Raw genomic sequence first — 16,154 nt, forward strand, 5'->3', positions numbered from 1 at the left:
AGCCCCGGCGCCGGCGGCTACAACGAGCTGCGCATCGAGGACAAGGCCGGCCAGGAGCAGATCTACCTGCACGCCCAGCGCGACTGGGACGAGAATATCGAGCACGACCAGAAAATCCGCGTGGGCAACCAGCGCCACGACACCGTCGAAGCCAACGCGTACACCGAGTACAAGGCCGAGGAACACTTCACCGTGGACCTGGACCGCAAGGTGGAAACCCGCGCCGACGACCACCTGACCGTGGGGCAGAACCAGCACCTGAAAATTGCCGTGGGGCAGTTCATCGAGGCCGGGCAAGAAATTCACCTGAGCAGCGGGCAGAAGGTAGTACTCGAAGCGGGCGCCGAGCTGACGCTGAAGGCGGGTGGCAGCTTCATCAAGGTCGATGGCAGCGGCGTCACGCTCAGCGGCGCCACCATCAAGATGAACCAGGGCGGCAGCGCCGGCGTAGGCACGGCGATTGCGGCGTTGTTGCCGGGGTTGCTCAAGCAGGCGGCCAACGCCGTGGCCGGGGCGCTGTTGATTCCTCTGGCGCCACACCCGACAGGGATTACGCCGTTGTGCGGCAAGCAAAGTGGTGGGGGTTGTAGCCGGGAGGATTGCACGTGCCTGAAGAAGTCTTGAGAGCGTTATACCAGACGCCAACCTGCGACATTCATTCGTTTTGCCAGCAGCGCGGGCATGAATCGCTGTACTTCGTGGTCGACCCCGGCCGGGACTCCACAGCCTTGGCGCGCCTGTACCAACTGGGGCTGCCGTTCGAGCCGATGCCGTTGCTGATCGGCACCGACCTGGCTGCGCTGGCGGCTCAAGGCCCTTTCGGTTTCAGTGCGCAAACACACAGCGAGTTGAGTCGCGCCGCTGCCCGACTCTGCTCGGCCAACCACTGTGGCATCGTCTTCGCCGGCGCTGAACGCAACGCGCTGCAAAATCACGCCCGCTCGCTGCTCAAAGTGAACGATGGCTCCGGTGGGCAGAGCATGCTAAGCCTTGGCAACCCGCATCTATGGGCAGCCTTGGCCCTGACGTCGGAAACGGCGGCACAGCGGTTGTTCGGCCCCTGTTCAGAAGTGTTCAGCCCCGTACCTCATCAGTTGTCCATGGCGCCAGCCCCTTGGTATCACTGGCCGGCGCCGCCATCACGCAGCCTTGATCCAAAGGCGCCTCTGCTAGCCCTGCCCCCAGGCTTCGTACACACCGCGCAAACGCTGCAAATCCTGTACTGGGTTGATGAGCGATACCAGGTGCTTGGCAGCCCCTCCCTGGAGCAACTGCCCAGGCTGCTGGGCAACTTCGCCGCACTCATCAAGCATGGCATCACCGAAGGTCGCCATCTGCTCAAGCTGGCAACGATGGCTAAAGGCCCTGACTTGACGGAAAACGCAGAAGCCATGAGCATCCTGCAGGCTCACGACGACGACTTTCTCAAAGTCGAACAATTGATTCACCTCGCCGCGAACCATGGCCAATGAATTCAGCCATGCAAAAAACGAATGGAAGCACCATGTCAACGAGTACAGAGCCCAGCACCACCCCAACCGCGGATACCACAACCACGCGTCCCGTGCTTGAGTTGGAGCCTATCCCGGTCAGCGCGGCCGAATGCAGCGAGTCATTCGCCAAGGGCAAACCAGGCTGTTCCACCGAATTCGGCAATATCCTCTACTCCACTGATCAGCAGGAGTTCTGGCTACTGCCACAACGCGCCTCCTCGGCCATCAAGGAAGCCATTCATACCCTGAGCGGTCAAATTGCTGCCGACAAGCCGGCAGACGAACGCAAGAAGGGCCTGGACCAGTGCGCGCTGCTGGATTATTTCCTGGAGCCCAAACTGTCCAACTTTCTGACGGGCAGCGACCAGGCCCGGCTGATAGAAATCGAAGCCCAGGAACCGCACATCGCCGATCCTGCACTGGCCATGCGGGTAAAGACCAGCCAACGGCGCGAAGCCGCCTCACAACTGGCAGGCCCCCCAGCACCCGAGTACAACCGAGCCCAGGTGAGCGCAGACCAGCAGCAGTACCTTGACGATCAAAACGAGCACCAACGGCTGATCCGCCTGAATGGCGAGTGGAAAGCCCTCAACCGCAAAGCCGTCGCGCAAGCCCAGAACCAGGGTTATACCTACGAGGCCGGCAGCCTGTACCTGCCGCAGGCCATCGAGGCGCGTCGACGCGTTCAGGACTACCTGGAAAAACGCGAAACCGTGCTCGGCGGCGAAGCGATCACCGTCTACCAGGCCGAGGAAATTGCCAAGCTGCTGGCCGAGGACAAGCAGCGCATGGAGCAGCAAACCGACTGCCGCATCAACTGTCAGGCTCAGTTCATGGGGTACCTGACATGGCGCTACCTTGAGCGCAGCAAACTCGATTTCGCCGACTATCGCGAATCGATCCTCAAGGTGGCGGAATATGGATTGGCCGTGCCGGAATTTGCCTTACTGGCCGATTCTGGCGCCGATATCACTGCCGGGATCGAGCTGTTCAAGCAATACGTGGAGATGGACCGCCAGCAGCGCAAGCTGAACGACCAACTGCGCGCCAAGTACAAAGGCTGGATCGAAGCCACTGGGCAAAACGCCCCCGCGCCCGCCGGCCTCGTCGCTGAGGAACGCACCCAGTGGGACGCCCTGCAGGTCAAGAAAGAAGCCTTGCGCAGCAAGGCCGAGGCAAATGTCGCGGCCACCGTCCCCAGCCGCCATTTGATCTGGACACCTGAAGAGTTCAAGCCCAACCCCGTGGAGCGCCTGGTCAGATCAGACTTCCCGCTGCGTGAAGTGAGCATCCTGGATACGCCGAAAAAACCGCTCAGTTACTTCAGCCTGTTCAACCTGGGCAATATCGGCCAGCAACTAAAAGGCGGCGTAAAAAAATCCCTCGGCAAGTCGGTTGAAGGTTTGAAGGGCAAGCCCGAGAGCAGTAACGGCAAGGCTGGCACCGACACCGCCTACCCGCTTTTTCGCGAATGGCTGATCACCGAAGGCGCAGTGCGCATTCCAGACCAGGCCGGTCCCTGGTTCGATGCCCAAGGGTGGTTCGACGTCGATCTCTTCCACCACTACCTCAAAGACCACGGCTACAAAGTTGACCAACTGGAAACCACCGCCAGCCGTCAGGAATGGGGGGAGCGTCTTCGCCAGTTACTGTTCAAGGACAAAGTCCGCGACAAACTCAGGTTGTTCGACCACAGCCCACAGGCACAATTGGTGCGCTGCCTCACCCCGCCCCAGGAAAGTATTCACCAGTCCTTGAAACTGGAAGGCCCCAGTTTCAGCCAGGCAGAGGGGTTCAAGGCGTCCGCCAAAGCAACCTTCGACATCGACTTGGCCCGCGGTGAAGTAGAGCTATTCAAAGTCGACCTGCCTGATCGACAGAACGCCCAAGCGTTGAAACTGCCGTACACCCGCTACGACAAAAGCATCAAGGACCTCAACCTCGGTCGTTTCTCAATGCACCTGGGGGCGCGTGCCTGGGGGTTCGCCGGAGCTTCGCTGTTGCTGTCTGCCGACTTGGAGGTCAGCCCGAAAAACCTGGGCATCGGCGCAAACCTCGCCCCTATCAAGGAGGCGGAGCGCACTGAAGGTACCTACAGCACCGCCAGCACTCACAAGAGCGCAGCGTTGCCGAAAGACGCGGGATCGGGGGTGAAAATCGAGAACGGCGCAAGCGGCAAATTCAACCTGTTCGCCGGGGCCCAGGCAGGCGTGCAGGTAACCGGCGCATTGAACTGGGCGCCGCCGGCCGAAGTGGTGGCGCTGTCCGCCGTGCCGGTGCTGACCATCAGTGGCAAGACTGTAATGAGCCGGACCAGTTCATGGCTGAGCCTGGCGCGGCTGAGTGTTGACCTGGCTGCAGCGGTGGGGATTGGGGCGTCGGCGGGCTTTGATATTTCGCTTTATGAGGGGCGCTTGATCTTGAACTTGAAAGCCGCGCTCATCAGCGGGCCTGGGGCCAGCGGCTCGTTCAAGTTTGAGGTAGGGTATGAAGCAGTAGTGGATATTATCAATTTGTTCCGGCGGGAACTGCATATGAATAATAATCAGCCGCTGGAGTGGGTGGAGGGGTCGGCGGCGGATTTGATGTCGAAACTTTCTGTGCTTGGCGCACTTGGCCTAGACCCTAGCCTAAGCTATCAAATGGGGTTAGACATAGTGATGTCCTTGTACGAAAACCTAACATCTGGCAGTCGCGGGGGACTACTAGCCCACACTATCACAAGCTACAAAAATACCGTCGAACTAAAAAAATGGATAATTGAAGCACCTTACAGCGCACTTGGCCCGATGCTCTTCACGCTTTCCTCAACACCAACTAAGTTTAGCATCAAAGGAACTGACACTAGCTCCACGCAAGAATACACCTCCACCCAAAGCTATCTAATGCAACAAAAAGCCATCGCCCTGATTATTAGTTGGATTTTGTCGAACGCAGAAAGCAAAAATACTTTGACATTAGCCCAAATGCAATTTACAGAATCTTGCGCGGCGATGAATAAATTTGGCACAAAAGGTAACTCCGAAAACTATTGCGAAAACCGTACACTGCTAGACTCGTTCATGTCTGAAGCTGTCCTGCGATTTGAAGACCAGGCTGGAGACCCAATACGAAGCAAATACGCTCAGGATGTAATCAAGCTGGGCGCGCCGTGTGATTCCAAATGCGCAACCAACCAAAAAAAAATCTCCCGCTTATTTTAAAATTCGGCTAAAAAAATGAAAAAGCTTTTAACTACGCTAATCGCAACTACTCTCCTTCATACAGCATCTTGCTGGGCATTAACACCTGAACAAGAAGCGGCCAAACAAACAGGCATTTCACTATTCAATCAGCTCCGAGTAGCCCAACATTACTTGCAAATACCAGCCTCAGCGGGAGACCAAGAATCGCAGTACTTGCTGGCAGACGAACTGAGACAAACAGCAAGAGGAATGACAAAAGAATCAATTCACTGGTTTGAAGCAGCGGCGATGCAAGGCGACTTATACGCAATGGTTCAACTGTCCAGACAGCCTAAAAACTTATGCTCTCCAAAATCGCTTTGCAGCGAATTAGGAAAAACGCCTGCCGAATGGGGTGTGGCTGCCCGAACTCAGGCGTCTTCTCGCGCTGAAGGCGGTGACGCCGAAGCGATGTATATCATGTATACACTAACAGGAGACATTGTATGGCTTGAAAAATCTGCAGACCATGGAAACGGGTATGCGGAATGGATGCTAGCCGAATATTACAAGGATGGGAACGGATTCTTTTTATTTTCCAGTTTAAGAGAAAGCAAAATAACCAACCTTCTAAAGTCTTCTGCGCATAATGGCTACCCTCCAGGAATGATGGCCTATGGAGCCGAGCTATACCGCAAGGGGGATTCAAAAGCTTACCAAAACTGGACCATAAAAGCCGCACAGGCGGGTCTAGTTAGTTCGATATTTGGTTTAGGCTACGGATACTCGCACACACCTAATACCCTCGAGCTTCCGTACGACATTATAAAGGGCCGAGCATTAATCTCACTACTAACAGAACTCGATGGTGGAGGAGCAATGCAAGAAATCGTAAAAAGCACTCTTTCCGATATTGATAAAAAAATCACCCCTTCGGAATTATCTGCCTCGAAGCTATTCGCGCTTAATTGGAAAGCAGAGCACGCACCTGTGTCTTTTTTCCCACCCATGCTTGGGCAGTAAATGTAGCGCCTGCGGTGCCAGCCTCCCACAACTCAATAATCACTCGAGACTTTAAACACCATGCGATGTCTTTTAGCCATCCTCATGTTTTTTTCGACCTACACCCATGCAGCACTCACCCACGAGGAGTCATCTGCCAAAGCTGCAGGAATATTACTATTCAATCAATACAAAGAATCCGCACCTCAACTGCTCATCGCTGCCAAAGCTGGGGACAACGAGGCTCAATTTTACTTGGCCGAGTCGATTCGACACTCTAAACGCTTTATCGACTCAGACGCTCAGCATTGGTATGAAGCGTCGGCGGCCCAAGGAAATATCTATGCCATGGTGAGACTGTCAAAACAATCGACCGATCTGTGCTCGAAAATGCAAAACTGCCCTAAAAGCCTTCGAACCCCTGCGGAATGGCGGCAGCTAGCAATGGAATCGGCCAAAAGCAAGGCAAATGCTGGCGATGGCGCAGCCGCGTTTATACTTTACACCGTCACTTCAGAAATCTCCTGGCTTGAGGACGCTGCGAAAAAAGGAAACGCTAAATCCGCTTGGCTTTTGGCTAATCGCTACAAGGAAGGTGAAGGAACCTTTATACTATCTTCGAGACAAGATGCAATTCGCACACTCCTCAAGCAATCTGCCGAAGGCGGCTTCCCGAAAGGAATGCTTGAGTATGCGGAAGCGGAGTATAGCCAGGGCAACCTTGATGTAGCCAGGCACTGGGTAGAGTTGTCCGCCCGCTCCGGCTTTGAACCTGCAATAATAGAATATGGCGCAAACCTAGCCCATGAACCGAACCAGCTAAAGTATTCTTTTGACCCCGTAATGGGATACGCGGTCATTTCCTCACTTGAGGTCTTGAATGGCGGGGGTGGAGCCGAGCTTTACACTTCCACTCTATTACCGAAAATAATTAAAAAAATGTCGGATGAACAAAAGAAATCAATAACAGCAGCAAAGCAAAATTGGGCTGCGCACAGCCTGCCCCCTTCATTCTTCCCAGACCCACTCGGGTACTAGCCGACCGAAAGCATCGCCGGCCGAGGTAAAGATAATTCGGCTATCAGACAATCATCTGAACCCACTCCGGAGAGCTCATACGCTGCAACGCCGTCCTCAGCGAGGACGGCCGGTATTACTTGTCGGACCTCTGCGGGCTCACCCTATTCCGCGCCCACCTCAACAGAATCAGCAAGGCCAGCCCCAGCAGGAATATCAACGTCGGCCACATCTGCCGATACGCCTATATCTGGCCTATGGCCAAGCCGTGGCGGACGAAGACATTACGTATCAGGTGATCAGTTTTTTTCGTTGGGCCGATTTTTATTTTGACGCGGTGGCCAGCGCAGCCTACGGCAGCGGCGACAGATGTAGCGTGTAGCCGCTGCAGTCGGCTGCGCTGACCGGAGCGAACCTACAGCTGCGCAGCCAGCCGCGAACCCTGGTTGATGGCGCGCTTGGCATCCAGTTCGGCCGCCACGTCGGCGCCACCGATCAGGTGCACCGACTGCCCGGCGGCTACAAGCCCCTCCTGAAGTTCGCGCAGCGGGTCCTGGCCGGCGCAGATCACCACGTTGTCCACCGCCAGCACCTGGGGTTCGCCTTCGCCGATGCGCACGTGCAGCCCGGCATCATCGACCTTCAGGTACTCGACACTGTTGAGCATCTGCACGCCCTTGTTCTTCAAGCCGGTGCGGTGAATCCAGCCGGTGGTCTTGCCCAGGCCGTCGCCCACTTTGCTGGCCTTGCGCTGCAACAGGTACACCTGGCGCGCCGGTGCGTGCGGCTGGGCCTTGATGCCGGCCACGCCGCCACGGGCCTCCAGGGCGGTGTCAATGCCCCACTCCTGCCAGAACGCGGCGCGGTCCTGGCTGGTGGCTACGCCTTCGTGCACCAGGTACTCGCTGACGTCGAAGCCGATGCCGCCGGCGCCGATCACCGCCACGCGCTGGCCCACCGGCTTGCGTTGCAGCAGCACGTCCAGGTAGCTGAGTACCTTGGCGTGCCCGATGCCGTCGATGGCCGGCAGGCGCGGGGCGATGCCGGTGGCCAGGATGATGTCGTCGAAACCGCCCGCCGCCAGCTGCGCCACGTCGACGCGGGTGTTGAGGCGCAGGTCGACGCCGGTGGTTTCCAGCTTGCGCTTGAAGTAGCGCAGGGTCTCGTAGAATTCTTCCTTGCCGGGCACGCGCTTGGCCACGTTGAACTGGCCGCCGATCTCGCTGGCCGAATCGAACAGGGTCACCTGGTGCCCACGCTCGGCGGCCACGGTGGCGGCGGACAGGCCCGCAGGGCCGGCGCCGACCACGGCGATCTTCTTCACCTTGGCGGTGTGGATGTAGTTGAGCTCGGTCTCGTGGCAGGCGCGCGGGTTGACCAGGCAGCTGGTCAACTTGCCGCCGAAGGTGTGGTCCAGGCACGCCTGGTTGCAGCCGATGCAGGTGTTGATCTCGTCGGCGCGGCCTTCGGCGGCCTTGTTGACGAAGTCGGGGTCGGCGAGGAACGGCCGGGCCATGGACACCATGTCGGCGTCGCCCTCGGCGAGGATCTGCTCGGCCACCTCCGGGGTGTTGATGCGGTTGGTGGTGATCAGCGGGATCTGCACCGCGCCACGCAGCTTGGCGGTGACCTTGCTGAACGCTGCGCGCGGCACCTTGGTGGCGATGGTGGGAATGCGCGCCTCGTGCCAGCCGATGCCGGTATTGATCAACGTGGCGCCGGCCTGTTCGATGGCCTTGGCGAGGATGACGATCTCCTCCCAATTGCTGCCACCTTCCACCAGGTCGAGCATCGACAGGCGGAAGATGATGATGAACTGCGCGCCTACCGCTTCGCGCACGCGGGTGACGATGTCCACGGCCAGGCGCATGCGGTTCTCGTAGGCACCGCCCCAGCGGTCAGTGCGGCGGTTGGTCTGCGCGGCCAGGAACTGGTTGATGAAGTAGCCTTCCGACCCCATGATTTCCACGCCGTCGTAACCGGCCTGTTGGGCCAGTTGCGCGCAGTTGACGAAGTCGGCGATCTGCTTCTCGATGCCCGCCTCGTCCAGCTCGTGGGGCGTGAACGGGTTGATTGGCGCCTGCAGCGCGCTGGGCGCCACCTGCTTGGGGCTGTAGGCGTAGCGGCCGGCGTGAAGGATTTGCAGGCAGATCTTGCCGCCCGCCTCGTGCACCGCCTGGGTAACCACGCGGTGCTTGTCGGCTTCTTCCGGGGTACTGAGCTTGGCCGCGCCGGCGTACACGCCGCCCTCCTCGTTGGGGGCGATGCCACCGGTGACCATCAGGCCGACGCCGCCACGGGCGCGCTCGGCGAAATAGGCGGCCATGCGTGCAAAGCCACCAGGCTTTTCCTCAAGGCCGGTGTGCATCGAGCCCATCAGGCTGCGGTTGCGCAGGGTGGTGAAACCCAGGTCCAGCGGGGCGAGCAGGTGCGGGTAGTGGGCGGCGGCCATGTGTCACTCCATCAACAGGCAAATCACGGTATGCGGCGGGCTCGGCAATCTGTACCGGCCCCCGTCGTTTATCTGTCGTTGAATCTACGGCCAAGGGAAGTACGCCTCAATGACCGAAAGTGACAAGTTATTGATCCTATAGCACAGCCGATCAGACCATCGGGTAACGCTTGAACACCGCGGTCTGCTCCAACTGCTCGGCCTGGCTGCGCAGCGCCGGGAAGTCCGCGGGCTTGACCACGTCCGGCACCATCAGCTGGATGAACGACCAGGCTACCGCGCTGCTGAGCGCCGCCTGGTCGGGCCGCTGGCCGGCGGCCAATGGCGTGGTTGCCCAATGCCGATCCAAGGCACTGCAGGCCGCCAGCAACTGCCCGGTGACCCGCGCCACCCACGGCTGGTGCAGTTTTTCGGCCGGCCGCAGGTTGCGCTCGTAGACGATCTGCACGGCCTTCTCGCAGGCGGCCAGGGCCAGGCCGACCACGCTCAACGCCTGGGCCAGCGGCTGCGCCGCGCTGGGCAACAAGGGGGCGGCGGCCTGGCGCTCGAAGTAGTCGATGATCAGCGTCGAGTCCATCAGCACCGTGCCGTCGTCCAGCACCAGGGTCGGCGCCTTGACCACGGGATTGATCGCGGCGAACGCGTCGAAGGTGCTGAACACCGACAAGGCGTCGTGCTCGAAGGCAATGCCCAGCAGGTCCAGGGAAATGGCGGTGCGGCGAACGTAGGGCGAATCCAGCATGCCTATCAGTTTCACGGGCGTCTCTCCTTGAGGTGTCTGGTTACAGTAACCCCGGCGCCACAAACGGGCAAAGCCGCTCACACCTTGATAACCTGTGCGGCTAAAATTTCATTTCACCACCCGGGAGTTTCACGCCAGCCCATGGCCCGATTGTTGTTCAGCCTGCTCTCTCTCGTCCTCGTCGTTGCCCTGGGCACCTATGCCCTGTGGACCCAGGACCGCCCTGCAGGCCATTACCTGTCCGACCTGCGCATCCAGGTGGCGCTGGACGACGGCGTGCGCGCCGACCGCGGCAACCTGCTGGGCATCCAGCCCGAGCTGTTCGCCACCGACTACCAGAGCCTGCCGCGCCTGCACCGCAAGCTGGCGGCCTATTTGAGCCAGGCGCGCAACCTGGGCATGCTCAGCGCCAAGACCGTGGTGGTGCTGCCCGAGCACATCGGCACCCTGCTGTGGGCCCTGGGCGAGAAAGACGAGCTGTACCAGGCGCCACACCTGGCCGAGGCCAACCAGTGGCTGGGCTACAGCAACCCGCTGTTGTTTGCCCGCGCCTGGTTGCAGGCCCGGGGCGACGACCGCACCCAGGACACCCGCCTGCGCATGAAGGCCAGCAGCATGGCCCGCGACTACCAGCAGGTGTTCGGCGGCCTGGCCAAGGAGTTCGGCATCACCCTGGTGGCGGGCTCGATCATCCTGCCCGACCCGCAGCTGCGCGACGGCACCCTGGTGACCGGCAACGGCGGCCTCTACAACATCAGCGTGGTGTTCGGCGCCGACGGCAAGCCCATGGGCCAGCCCCAGCGCCAGCTGTACCCCGACTTCGTCCAGCGCCGCTACGTGCAGGCCAGTCCCGACCCGCAGTTGCAAGTGCTGGACACCCCGGCCGGGCGCCTGGGCGTGCTGATCGGCAGCGACAGCTGGTACCCCGCCAACTACGCCCAGCTCGACGCCAAGGGCTGCGAGCTGATCGCCGTGCCGGCTGCGCTGAACGGCAAGGACGTATGGCGCGAACCCTGGCGCGGCAACCCCGAGCGCGCCGACGCCGCGCAACTGGGCATCCAGCCGGGCGAGGTCAGCGAGGGCGAGGCCTGGCAACGCCTGGCCCACGCCAGCCGCGCGCCGGTCAGCAAGGCCCGCGCCAGCGTCAGCGTGTTCCTGCGCGGGCAGTTCTGGGACCAGTTCAGCGACGGCCAGAGCTTCGCCAACCACGACGGCCAGACCCACCCAACCGACGACGGCCGCGGCGCGCGGCTGATCAACCTGTGGCTGTAGGCCCATGCCCAGCCAACCGGTAAGACTGGGCGACCTGTCCGTGGGCTTTATCCACGCCCTGGCCGACGCCGTGGCCAGCCACGGCCAGGACCCCGCGCCGCTGCTTCTGCAATACGGCCTGGACCCTTCGCGCCTGGCCGAAGCCGGCGCGCGGCTGTCGATACCGCGCTACATGCGCCTGGGCCACGCCGCCATCCAGCTCACTGGCGACCCGGCCCTGGGCCTGCGCATGGGCAACCTGTGCCGCCTGCCCCAGGCGGGCCTGGCCGGGGTCACTGCGGCCCAGGCGCCCACGGTGCGCGAGGCGGCGCGCACGCTGATCCGCTTCGCGCCGCTGAGCCAGTCCAACTACCGCGGCCAGTCCAGCCTGCACGAAGACGCACGCGGCGCCTGGCTGCGCTTCTACTCCATCAGCCCCTACAACGCCTACAACCGCTTCGTGGTGGACTCGGTGCTGGGCGGCTGGCTGCAGCAGCTGGGCACCCTGTGCGGCCAGGCGCTGCGCGCCGAGCGCATCGAGGTGGAATACGAACTGCCGCCCTACGCCGAGCAATACCAGGCCCTGAGCAACGGCCCGGTGAGCTTCGGCGCCGAGCACAACCAGCTGCGCCTGAGCCTGGCCAGCCTGGCGCTGCGCAACCCGGACCATTGCCCCAGCACCTACAAATACCTGTTGACCCTGTGCGAGCAAGAGCTGGAACAGCGCACGCGCACCCGCAGCCTGGGCGAGCGCATCAGCCAGTTGCTGGGGCCGTTGTTGAATGGCGGGCGGGAGCCGGACCTGGGGGAGGTGGCGGCGCGGTTGAAGCTGCCGACCTGGACCTTGCGGCGCAAGCTGGCCGATGAAGGCACCCAGTTCCGGGCGATTCTCAATGACACGCGGCGCGACCTGGCCATGGCCTACATCCGTGACACGGAGTTGGCGTTTGGCGAGATCGCCTATCTGTTGGGGTTTGCATCGGCCGAGGCCTTCGCGCGGGCGTTCAAGCGCTGGACGGCGCAGACGCCCGGGGACTATCGGCGCGCGAGCGTGCGGGCGTTATAGCTCGGTGGCGTCTTCGGCGGGTTCCAGCGGGTCCAGCTCGACGGCGCGCGATTCCAGCAATTCTTCCTGATACTCATCCATGCTCTTGTCCTCTCGTTGATGTCATTGACAGCATAGCGCCTGGCAATGAAAGAAAAATGACCGGGGTCAACGGAGAACGAGTACAGCGAACAGGAATTTACCCCACCTGCCGATCTTGATCCGGTTTTTGATCTGCTGTTGATCCGGCTTGTGATCTGCTGTTGATCTGGCTTGTGATCTTGATCTGGCTTGTGATCTTGATTGTATGCCCCGTAAAGCGCCAGGGCCGACTGGAGGCGTCGATCAACGGGCTGCCCGAAGGGCCGAGGCCGCAGGCCGAAGAGACGGTAACCCGCAGGCTTCTATAGCGGGTGCCGTCTGCCCGTTGAGCGGCGCCGGAAGGAGGGGACCCGTAGCGCAGCGGAGGGCCCAAGCAGGGGCAAGCCTTTTTTGCTTACTTTTTGTGGCGTTTGACAAAAAGTGAGTCGCCGTAAGGGCGAAACGGTCAGTGGTCGCACCACGAAAATGGATATGTTCGAAATCGCCGAAGCGGGATCCAGAATCCGCGAACATATCCATTACTACGGGTGATGCAAAATCACCTTTTCGGCCTTACGCCGAGTCACTTTTTGACAAACGCCCGGTGTGCCGGCCCAGTCAAAAAATAACCAAAAAAGGCTTGCCCCTGCTTGGTCCCTCCGCTCCGCTGCGGGTCCCCTCCCTCCGGCGTCGCCCAAGCGGCCGACGGCCCGGAATAGAAGCGCCTCCGGTTCCGTCTTCCCCGGCTACGCCAGGGACCGCTCGGTCAACGCCTCCAGTCGGCCCTGGCGCTTTACGGGGCACACAATCAAGATCAAAAGCCGCACGGAAGCAAGAGCAGTCCGTGGTGGGCAAGGACACCACGAAGCCTCAGCGAATTATTGCGCGGCAGGCGTAGCCGTAGTTGTTGTAGTGGTACTGCTATCAGTACCGCTCGCAGCAGGCGCAGCTTCCGTGGTGGCAGTCGTCGACACCGGCGTGATCGGCGCCGCATCCGCCGGCGGCACCACCGGCTCCGAACCCTGCGTAGCAGCTGCAGTAGCTGCAGGCACAGCAGGCGCCGCCACCGCGGCAGCGGCAGCTGCTGGCGCTACAGGCTCAGCCGGTTTTTCAGGCTCGACCTTGGCCTCGGCCTTGACCTCTGGCTTGGGCTCTTCTTTCTTCGCTTCAGGCTTCACCTCGGCCTTGGGCTCCGGCACACCCAGGTCGGCCTTGGGCTTGTCGACGATGTGCGCGGCCTTCTTCGCCTCGGCCGGCAGGTACACGTCCACCAGGGCAAAGTAGCGGTCATAGAACTTGGCCGAGGTGACGGTCTCGCTGGCCACCTTGACCATGGAGTCGTCGGTGGAGCCGATCGGCATCGACACCGAGCCCAGCACGCCCACGCCCAGGCTGGCCGAGTTGTTGACCTTCTTCAGCGCGTAGCGATCCTGCAGGGCGTTGGCGAACATGGTCGAGGTCTGGTTGCTGTTGCCATCGGCGGCACAGGTGACGTTGAAGCTGATCTCCATGTGCGTCTCGCCGGTCTGCTGGAAGCTCTTGTGGCCACTGAGCTGCTTGGGGTCGCTGCTGGTGATGATGTAGCCCTGGCTGAGCAGCGCGCGGCGCGCGGCCTCGCACGACGACGAATCGCTGACCGGGTAGTTGCGCGAGTAGGTCCCCGAGTCGGAGAAATCTTCGTGCTCGTACATGGCCGGTTTCTTCGAAGAACAGCCGCTCAAGGCGAGCAGCGAGAACGCCAAAGCACAGCCCAACCGTGGGGCGCTCAAGCTCAGTGACTTAGACATTGCGAATCCTGGGCAAACAATCAGCCTCTATTGTGCCTCAGTAAGGAGAGACAAGGCGCATGAAATGAGTTTTAGACAACCTCCAACCCTACTACGAGCGCCGTCCAGTTAAAAGCCGGGGCGACACATGGACGCGGTGTAAAGTCATATGACATCACCGCGCCACCTCTGTAGGATGCGTCGCCTTCGTTACACATTCCCTCTGAAATACCGTGCAGTTCCGCATCCAATTCCTGCGGGCACCGAGGGAATAGAGCTGTTGCGCGCCTTCAGGAAGATCATTTGTTCATCAGGAGATTGTGTGTGAAAACTGTTACCCGTGGCCTGTGCCTGGGCCTGGCCGCCCTGACCCTCGCCCTGACCGGCGGTTGCGCCACCGAAAGCTCCCAGGCCCTGAGCGTGGCCAAGGTGGAAAGCGCCGGCCGCCCTTACGCCGGCCCGCGTTCGCCCATCGCCGTGGGCAAGTTCGACAACCGTTCCAGCTACATGCGCGGCATCTTCTCCGACGGCATCGACCGCCTCGGCAGCCAGGCCAAGACCGTGCTGATCACCCACCTGCAGCAGACCAACCGCTTCAACGTGCTGGACCGCGACAACATGGGCGAAATCGCTCAGGAAGCCGCCATCAAGGGCCAGGCACAGAAGCTCAAGGGCGCCGACTATGTGGTGACCGGCGACGTCACCGAGTTCGGCCGCAAGGAAGTCGGCGACCACGAACTGTTCGGCATCCTGGGCCGCGGCAAGACCCAGGTGGCCTACGCCAAGGTAGCGTTGAACATCGTCAACATCAGCACTTCCGAAGTGGTCTATTCCACCCAGGGCGCCGGTGAATACTCCCTGTCCAACCGCGAAGTGATCGGCTTCGGCGGCACCGCCAGCTACGACTCCACCCTCAACGGCAAGGTGCTCGACCTGGCCATGCGCGAGGCCGTCAACCGCCTGGTAGAAGCCGTGGACAACGGCAGCTGGCAGCCGACCCGCCCGTAATTTCCCCGCGTCACACAAGGAGCGACATTCGCCATGGGCAACACCTTCACGCCACGCCTCGGGCTGGCCATCACCCTGCTGGCCGGCGCCGTGCTGAGCGGCTGCGCGCAGCAACCCAAGACCCTGTACCAATGGGAAGGCTACCAGACCCAGGTGCACGAGTATTTCAAGGGCGAGTCCAAGGAACAGCAGGCGCAGGCGCTGGAAGCTGACCTGGAGAAGATCCGCGCCAAGAACGGCACCCCGCCGCCGGGCTACCACGCCCAATTGGGGCTGCTGTACTCGAGCATGGGCAAGAACGATCAGATGATTCAGCAGTTCCAGCAGGAAAAGGCGCTGTTCCCTGAATCCACCGCCTACATGGACTTCCTGGTGAAAAACGCCACGCACGGAGCAACCCAATAATGCTGCGCCTGTTCAAACCTGCCGCGGCCCTGCTGGCCCTGGCCCTGCTGGGCGGCTGCGCCGGCCCGCAGAAAAACCTCGACTACACCGCCTTCAAGGCCGCGCGCCCGCACTCGATCCTGGTGCTGCCGCCGGTCAACGAATCGCCAGACGTAACGGCCACCTACAGCATGATGAGCCAGGTGACCTTCCCGCTGGCCGAGGCCGGCTACTACGTGATGCCGGTGGGCCTGGTGGACGAGACGTTCAAGCAGAACGGCTTGAACAACGCCGCCGAGATCAGCCAGGTGCCAGCACCGAAACTGCGCTCGATCTTCGGCGCCGACGCCGCCCTGTACGTGAAGGTGACGGACTACGGCACCAAGTACATGGTGCTCAGCAGCGCCACCGTGGTCACCGCCACCGCCAGCCTGGTCGACCTCAAGACCGGCACCACCCTGTGGACCGGCGCGGCCTCGGCTTCCAGCGAAGAAGGCCAGAACAACAACAGCGGCGGCCTGATCGGCATGCTGATCACCGCGGCGGTGAAGCAGATCATCAACAGCAGCACCGACGCCGGCTACCCGATCGCCGGGCTGACCAGCGCGCGCTTGCTGTCGGCCGGGCACCCCAACGCCCTGCTGTATGGCCCGCGTTCGCCGAAGTACGGCACTGACTGATTTTACTTCGCAATACTTCTCAGCTGCGCCGATTAATGGCGTTAGCTGAGAATGCGCTTGATCAGCCAA

The 16,154-nt window shown here is 61.1% G+C and carries 13 protein-coding genes; 10 read left to right on the forward strand and 3 right to left on the reverse strand.

Annotated elements, in window-relative coordinates; all coding sequences use genetic code 11:
* From AC0Z2B_RS30555 to AC0Z2B_RS30575, 5 genes are all read left to right on the forward strand, one after another.
* The coding region (locus tag AC0Z2B_RS30555) for a bacteriophage T4 gp5 trimerisation domain-containing protein (protein ID WP_476301706.1) at positions 1 to 624 on the forward strand (624 nt) is incomplete at its 5' end.
* Complete coding sequence (locus AC0Z2B_RS30560; RefSeq protein ID WP_476301708.1) at positions 606 to 1,472, forward strand: DUF4123 domain-containing protein; 867 nt, start codon at positions 606 to 608, stop codon at positions 1,470 to 1,472. The genes AC0Z2B_RS30555 and AC0Z2B_RS30560, both read left to right, overlap by 19 nt.
* 32 nt (positions 1,473 to 1,504) lie before the next feature.
* Positions 1,505 to 4,696 (forward strand): hypothetical protein, encoded by a 3,192-nt coding sequence (locus tag AC0Z2B_RS30565; protein WP_476301710.1) that lies wholly within the window; start codon positions 1,505 to 1,507, stop codon positions 4,694 to 4,696.
* Between the two features lie 15 nt (positions 4,697 to 4,711).
* Positions 4,712 to 5,680 carry a tetratricopeptide repeat protein gene (locus AC0Z2B_RS30570; protein ID WP_476301712.1) on the forward strand — a complete coding sequence of 323 codons (969 nt, stop codon included), beginning with the start codon at positions 4,712 to 4,714 and terminating at the stop codon, positions 5,678 to 5,680.
* 84 nt (positions 5,681 to 5,764) lie between these two features.
* On the forward strand, positions 5,765 to 6,697 hold the full coding sequence (locus tag AC0Z2B_RS30575) for a tetratricopeptide repeat protein (RefSeq protein ID WP_476301714.1): 933 nt from the start codon (positions 5,765 to 5,767) through the stop codon (positions 6,695 to 6,697).
* Between the two features lie 394 nt (positions 6,698 to 7,091).
* Here AC0Z2B_RS30575 and AC0Z2B_RS30580 read toward each other — a convergent pair whose 3' ends face one another.
* Entirely contained in the window at positions 7,092 to 9,128 is a 2,037-nt protein-coding gene (locus tag AC0Z2B_RS30580) for an oxidoreductase (RefSeq protein WP_476301716.1), read from the reverse strand.
* A gap of 151 nt (positions 9,129 to 9,279) precedes the next feature.
* Positions 9,280 to 9,885 carry a glutathione S-transferase gene (locus AC0Z2B_RS30585; protein ID WP_476301718.1) on the reverse strand — a complete coding sequence of 202 codons (606 nt, stop codon included), beginning with the start codon at positions 9,883 to 9,885 and terminating at the stop codon, positions 9,280 to 9,282.
* A gap of 126 nt (positions 9,886 to 10,011) precedes the next feature.
* Here AC0Z2B_RS30585 and AC0Z2B_RS30590 point away from each other — a divergent pair, with 126 nt between their 5' ends.
* The gene (locus AC0Z2B_RS30590) at positions 10,012 to 11,142 is read left to right on the forward strand and encodes a nitrilase-related carbon-nitrogen hydrolase (protein WP_476301720.1); all 1,131 of its coding nucleotides are present in this window, start codon (positions 10,012 to 10,014) and stop codon (positions 11,140 to 11,142) included.
* Positions 11,143 to 11,146: 4 nt separating this feature from the next.
* Positions 11,147 to 12,187 carry an AraC family transcriptional regulator gene (locus AC0Z2B_RS30595; RefSeq protein WP_476301722.1) on the forward strand — a complete coding sequence of 347 codons (1,041 nt, stop codon included), beginning with the start codon at positions 11,147 to 11,149 and terminating at the stop codon, positions 12,185 to 12,187.
* Between the two features lie 938 nt (positions 12,188 to 13,125).
* Here AC0Z2B_RS30595 and AC0Z2B_RS30600 read toward each other — a convergent pair.
* Positions 13,126 to 14,034: a DUF2242 domain-containing protein gene (locus AC0Z2B_RS30600; RefSeq protein WP_476301724.1), complete on the reverse strand. Its 909-nt coding sequence runs from the start codon at positions 14,032 to 14,034 to the stop codon at positions 13,126 to 13,128.
* 303 nt (positions 14,035 to 14,337) lie between these two features.
* On the opposite strand from AC0Z2B_RS30600, the gene AC0Z2B_RS30605 reads away from it, so the two are divergent.
* Genes AC0Z2B_RS30605 through AC0Z2B_RS30615 form a run of 3 tightly spaced genes read left to right on the forward strand, consistent with a single transcriptional unit; the run spans position 14,338 to position 16,085 of the window.
* The gene (locus AC0Z2B_RS30605) at positions 14,338 to 15,021 is read left to right on the forward strand and encodes a CsgG/HfaB family protein (protein ID WP_476301726.1); all 684 of its coding nucleotides are present in this window, start codon (positions 14,338 to 14,340) and stop codon (positions 15,019 to 15,021) included.
* Positions 15,022 to 15,054: 33 nt separating this feature from the next.
* Complete coding sequence (locus tag AC0Z2B_RS30610; protein WP_416426006.1) at positions 15,055 to 15,426, forward strand: DUF4810 domain-containing protein; 372 nt, start codon at positions 15,055 to 15,057, stop codon at positions 15,424 to 15,426.
* Positions 15,426 to 16,085: a DUF799 domain-containing protein gene (locus AC0Z2B_RS30615; RefSeq protein WP_416426008.1), complete on the forward strand. Its 660-nt coding sequence runs from the start codon at positions 15,426 to 15,428 to the stop codon at positions 16,083 to 16,085. Before AC0Z2B_RS30610 ends, AC0Z2B_RS30615 begins: the two co-directional genes overlap by 1 nt.
* Positions 16,086 to 16,154 lie beyond the last annotated feature (69 nt).

The sequence above is a fragment of the Pseudomonas sp. GYB4201 genome, from assembly GCF_056312595.1.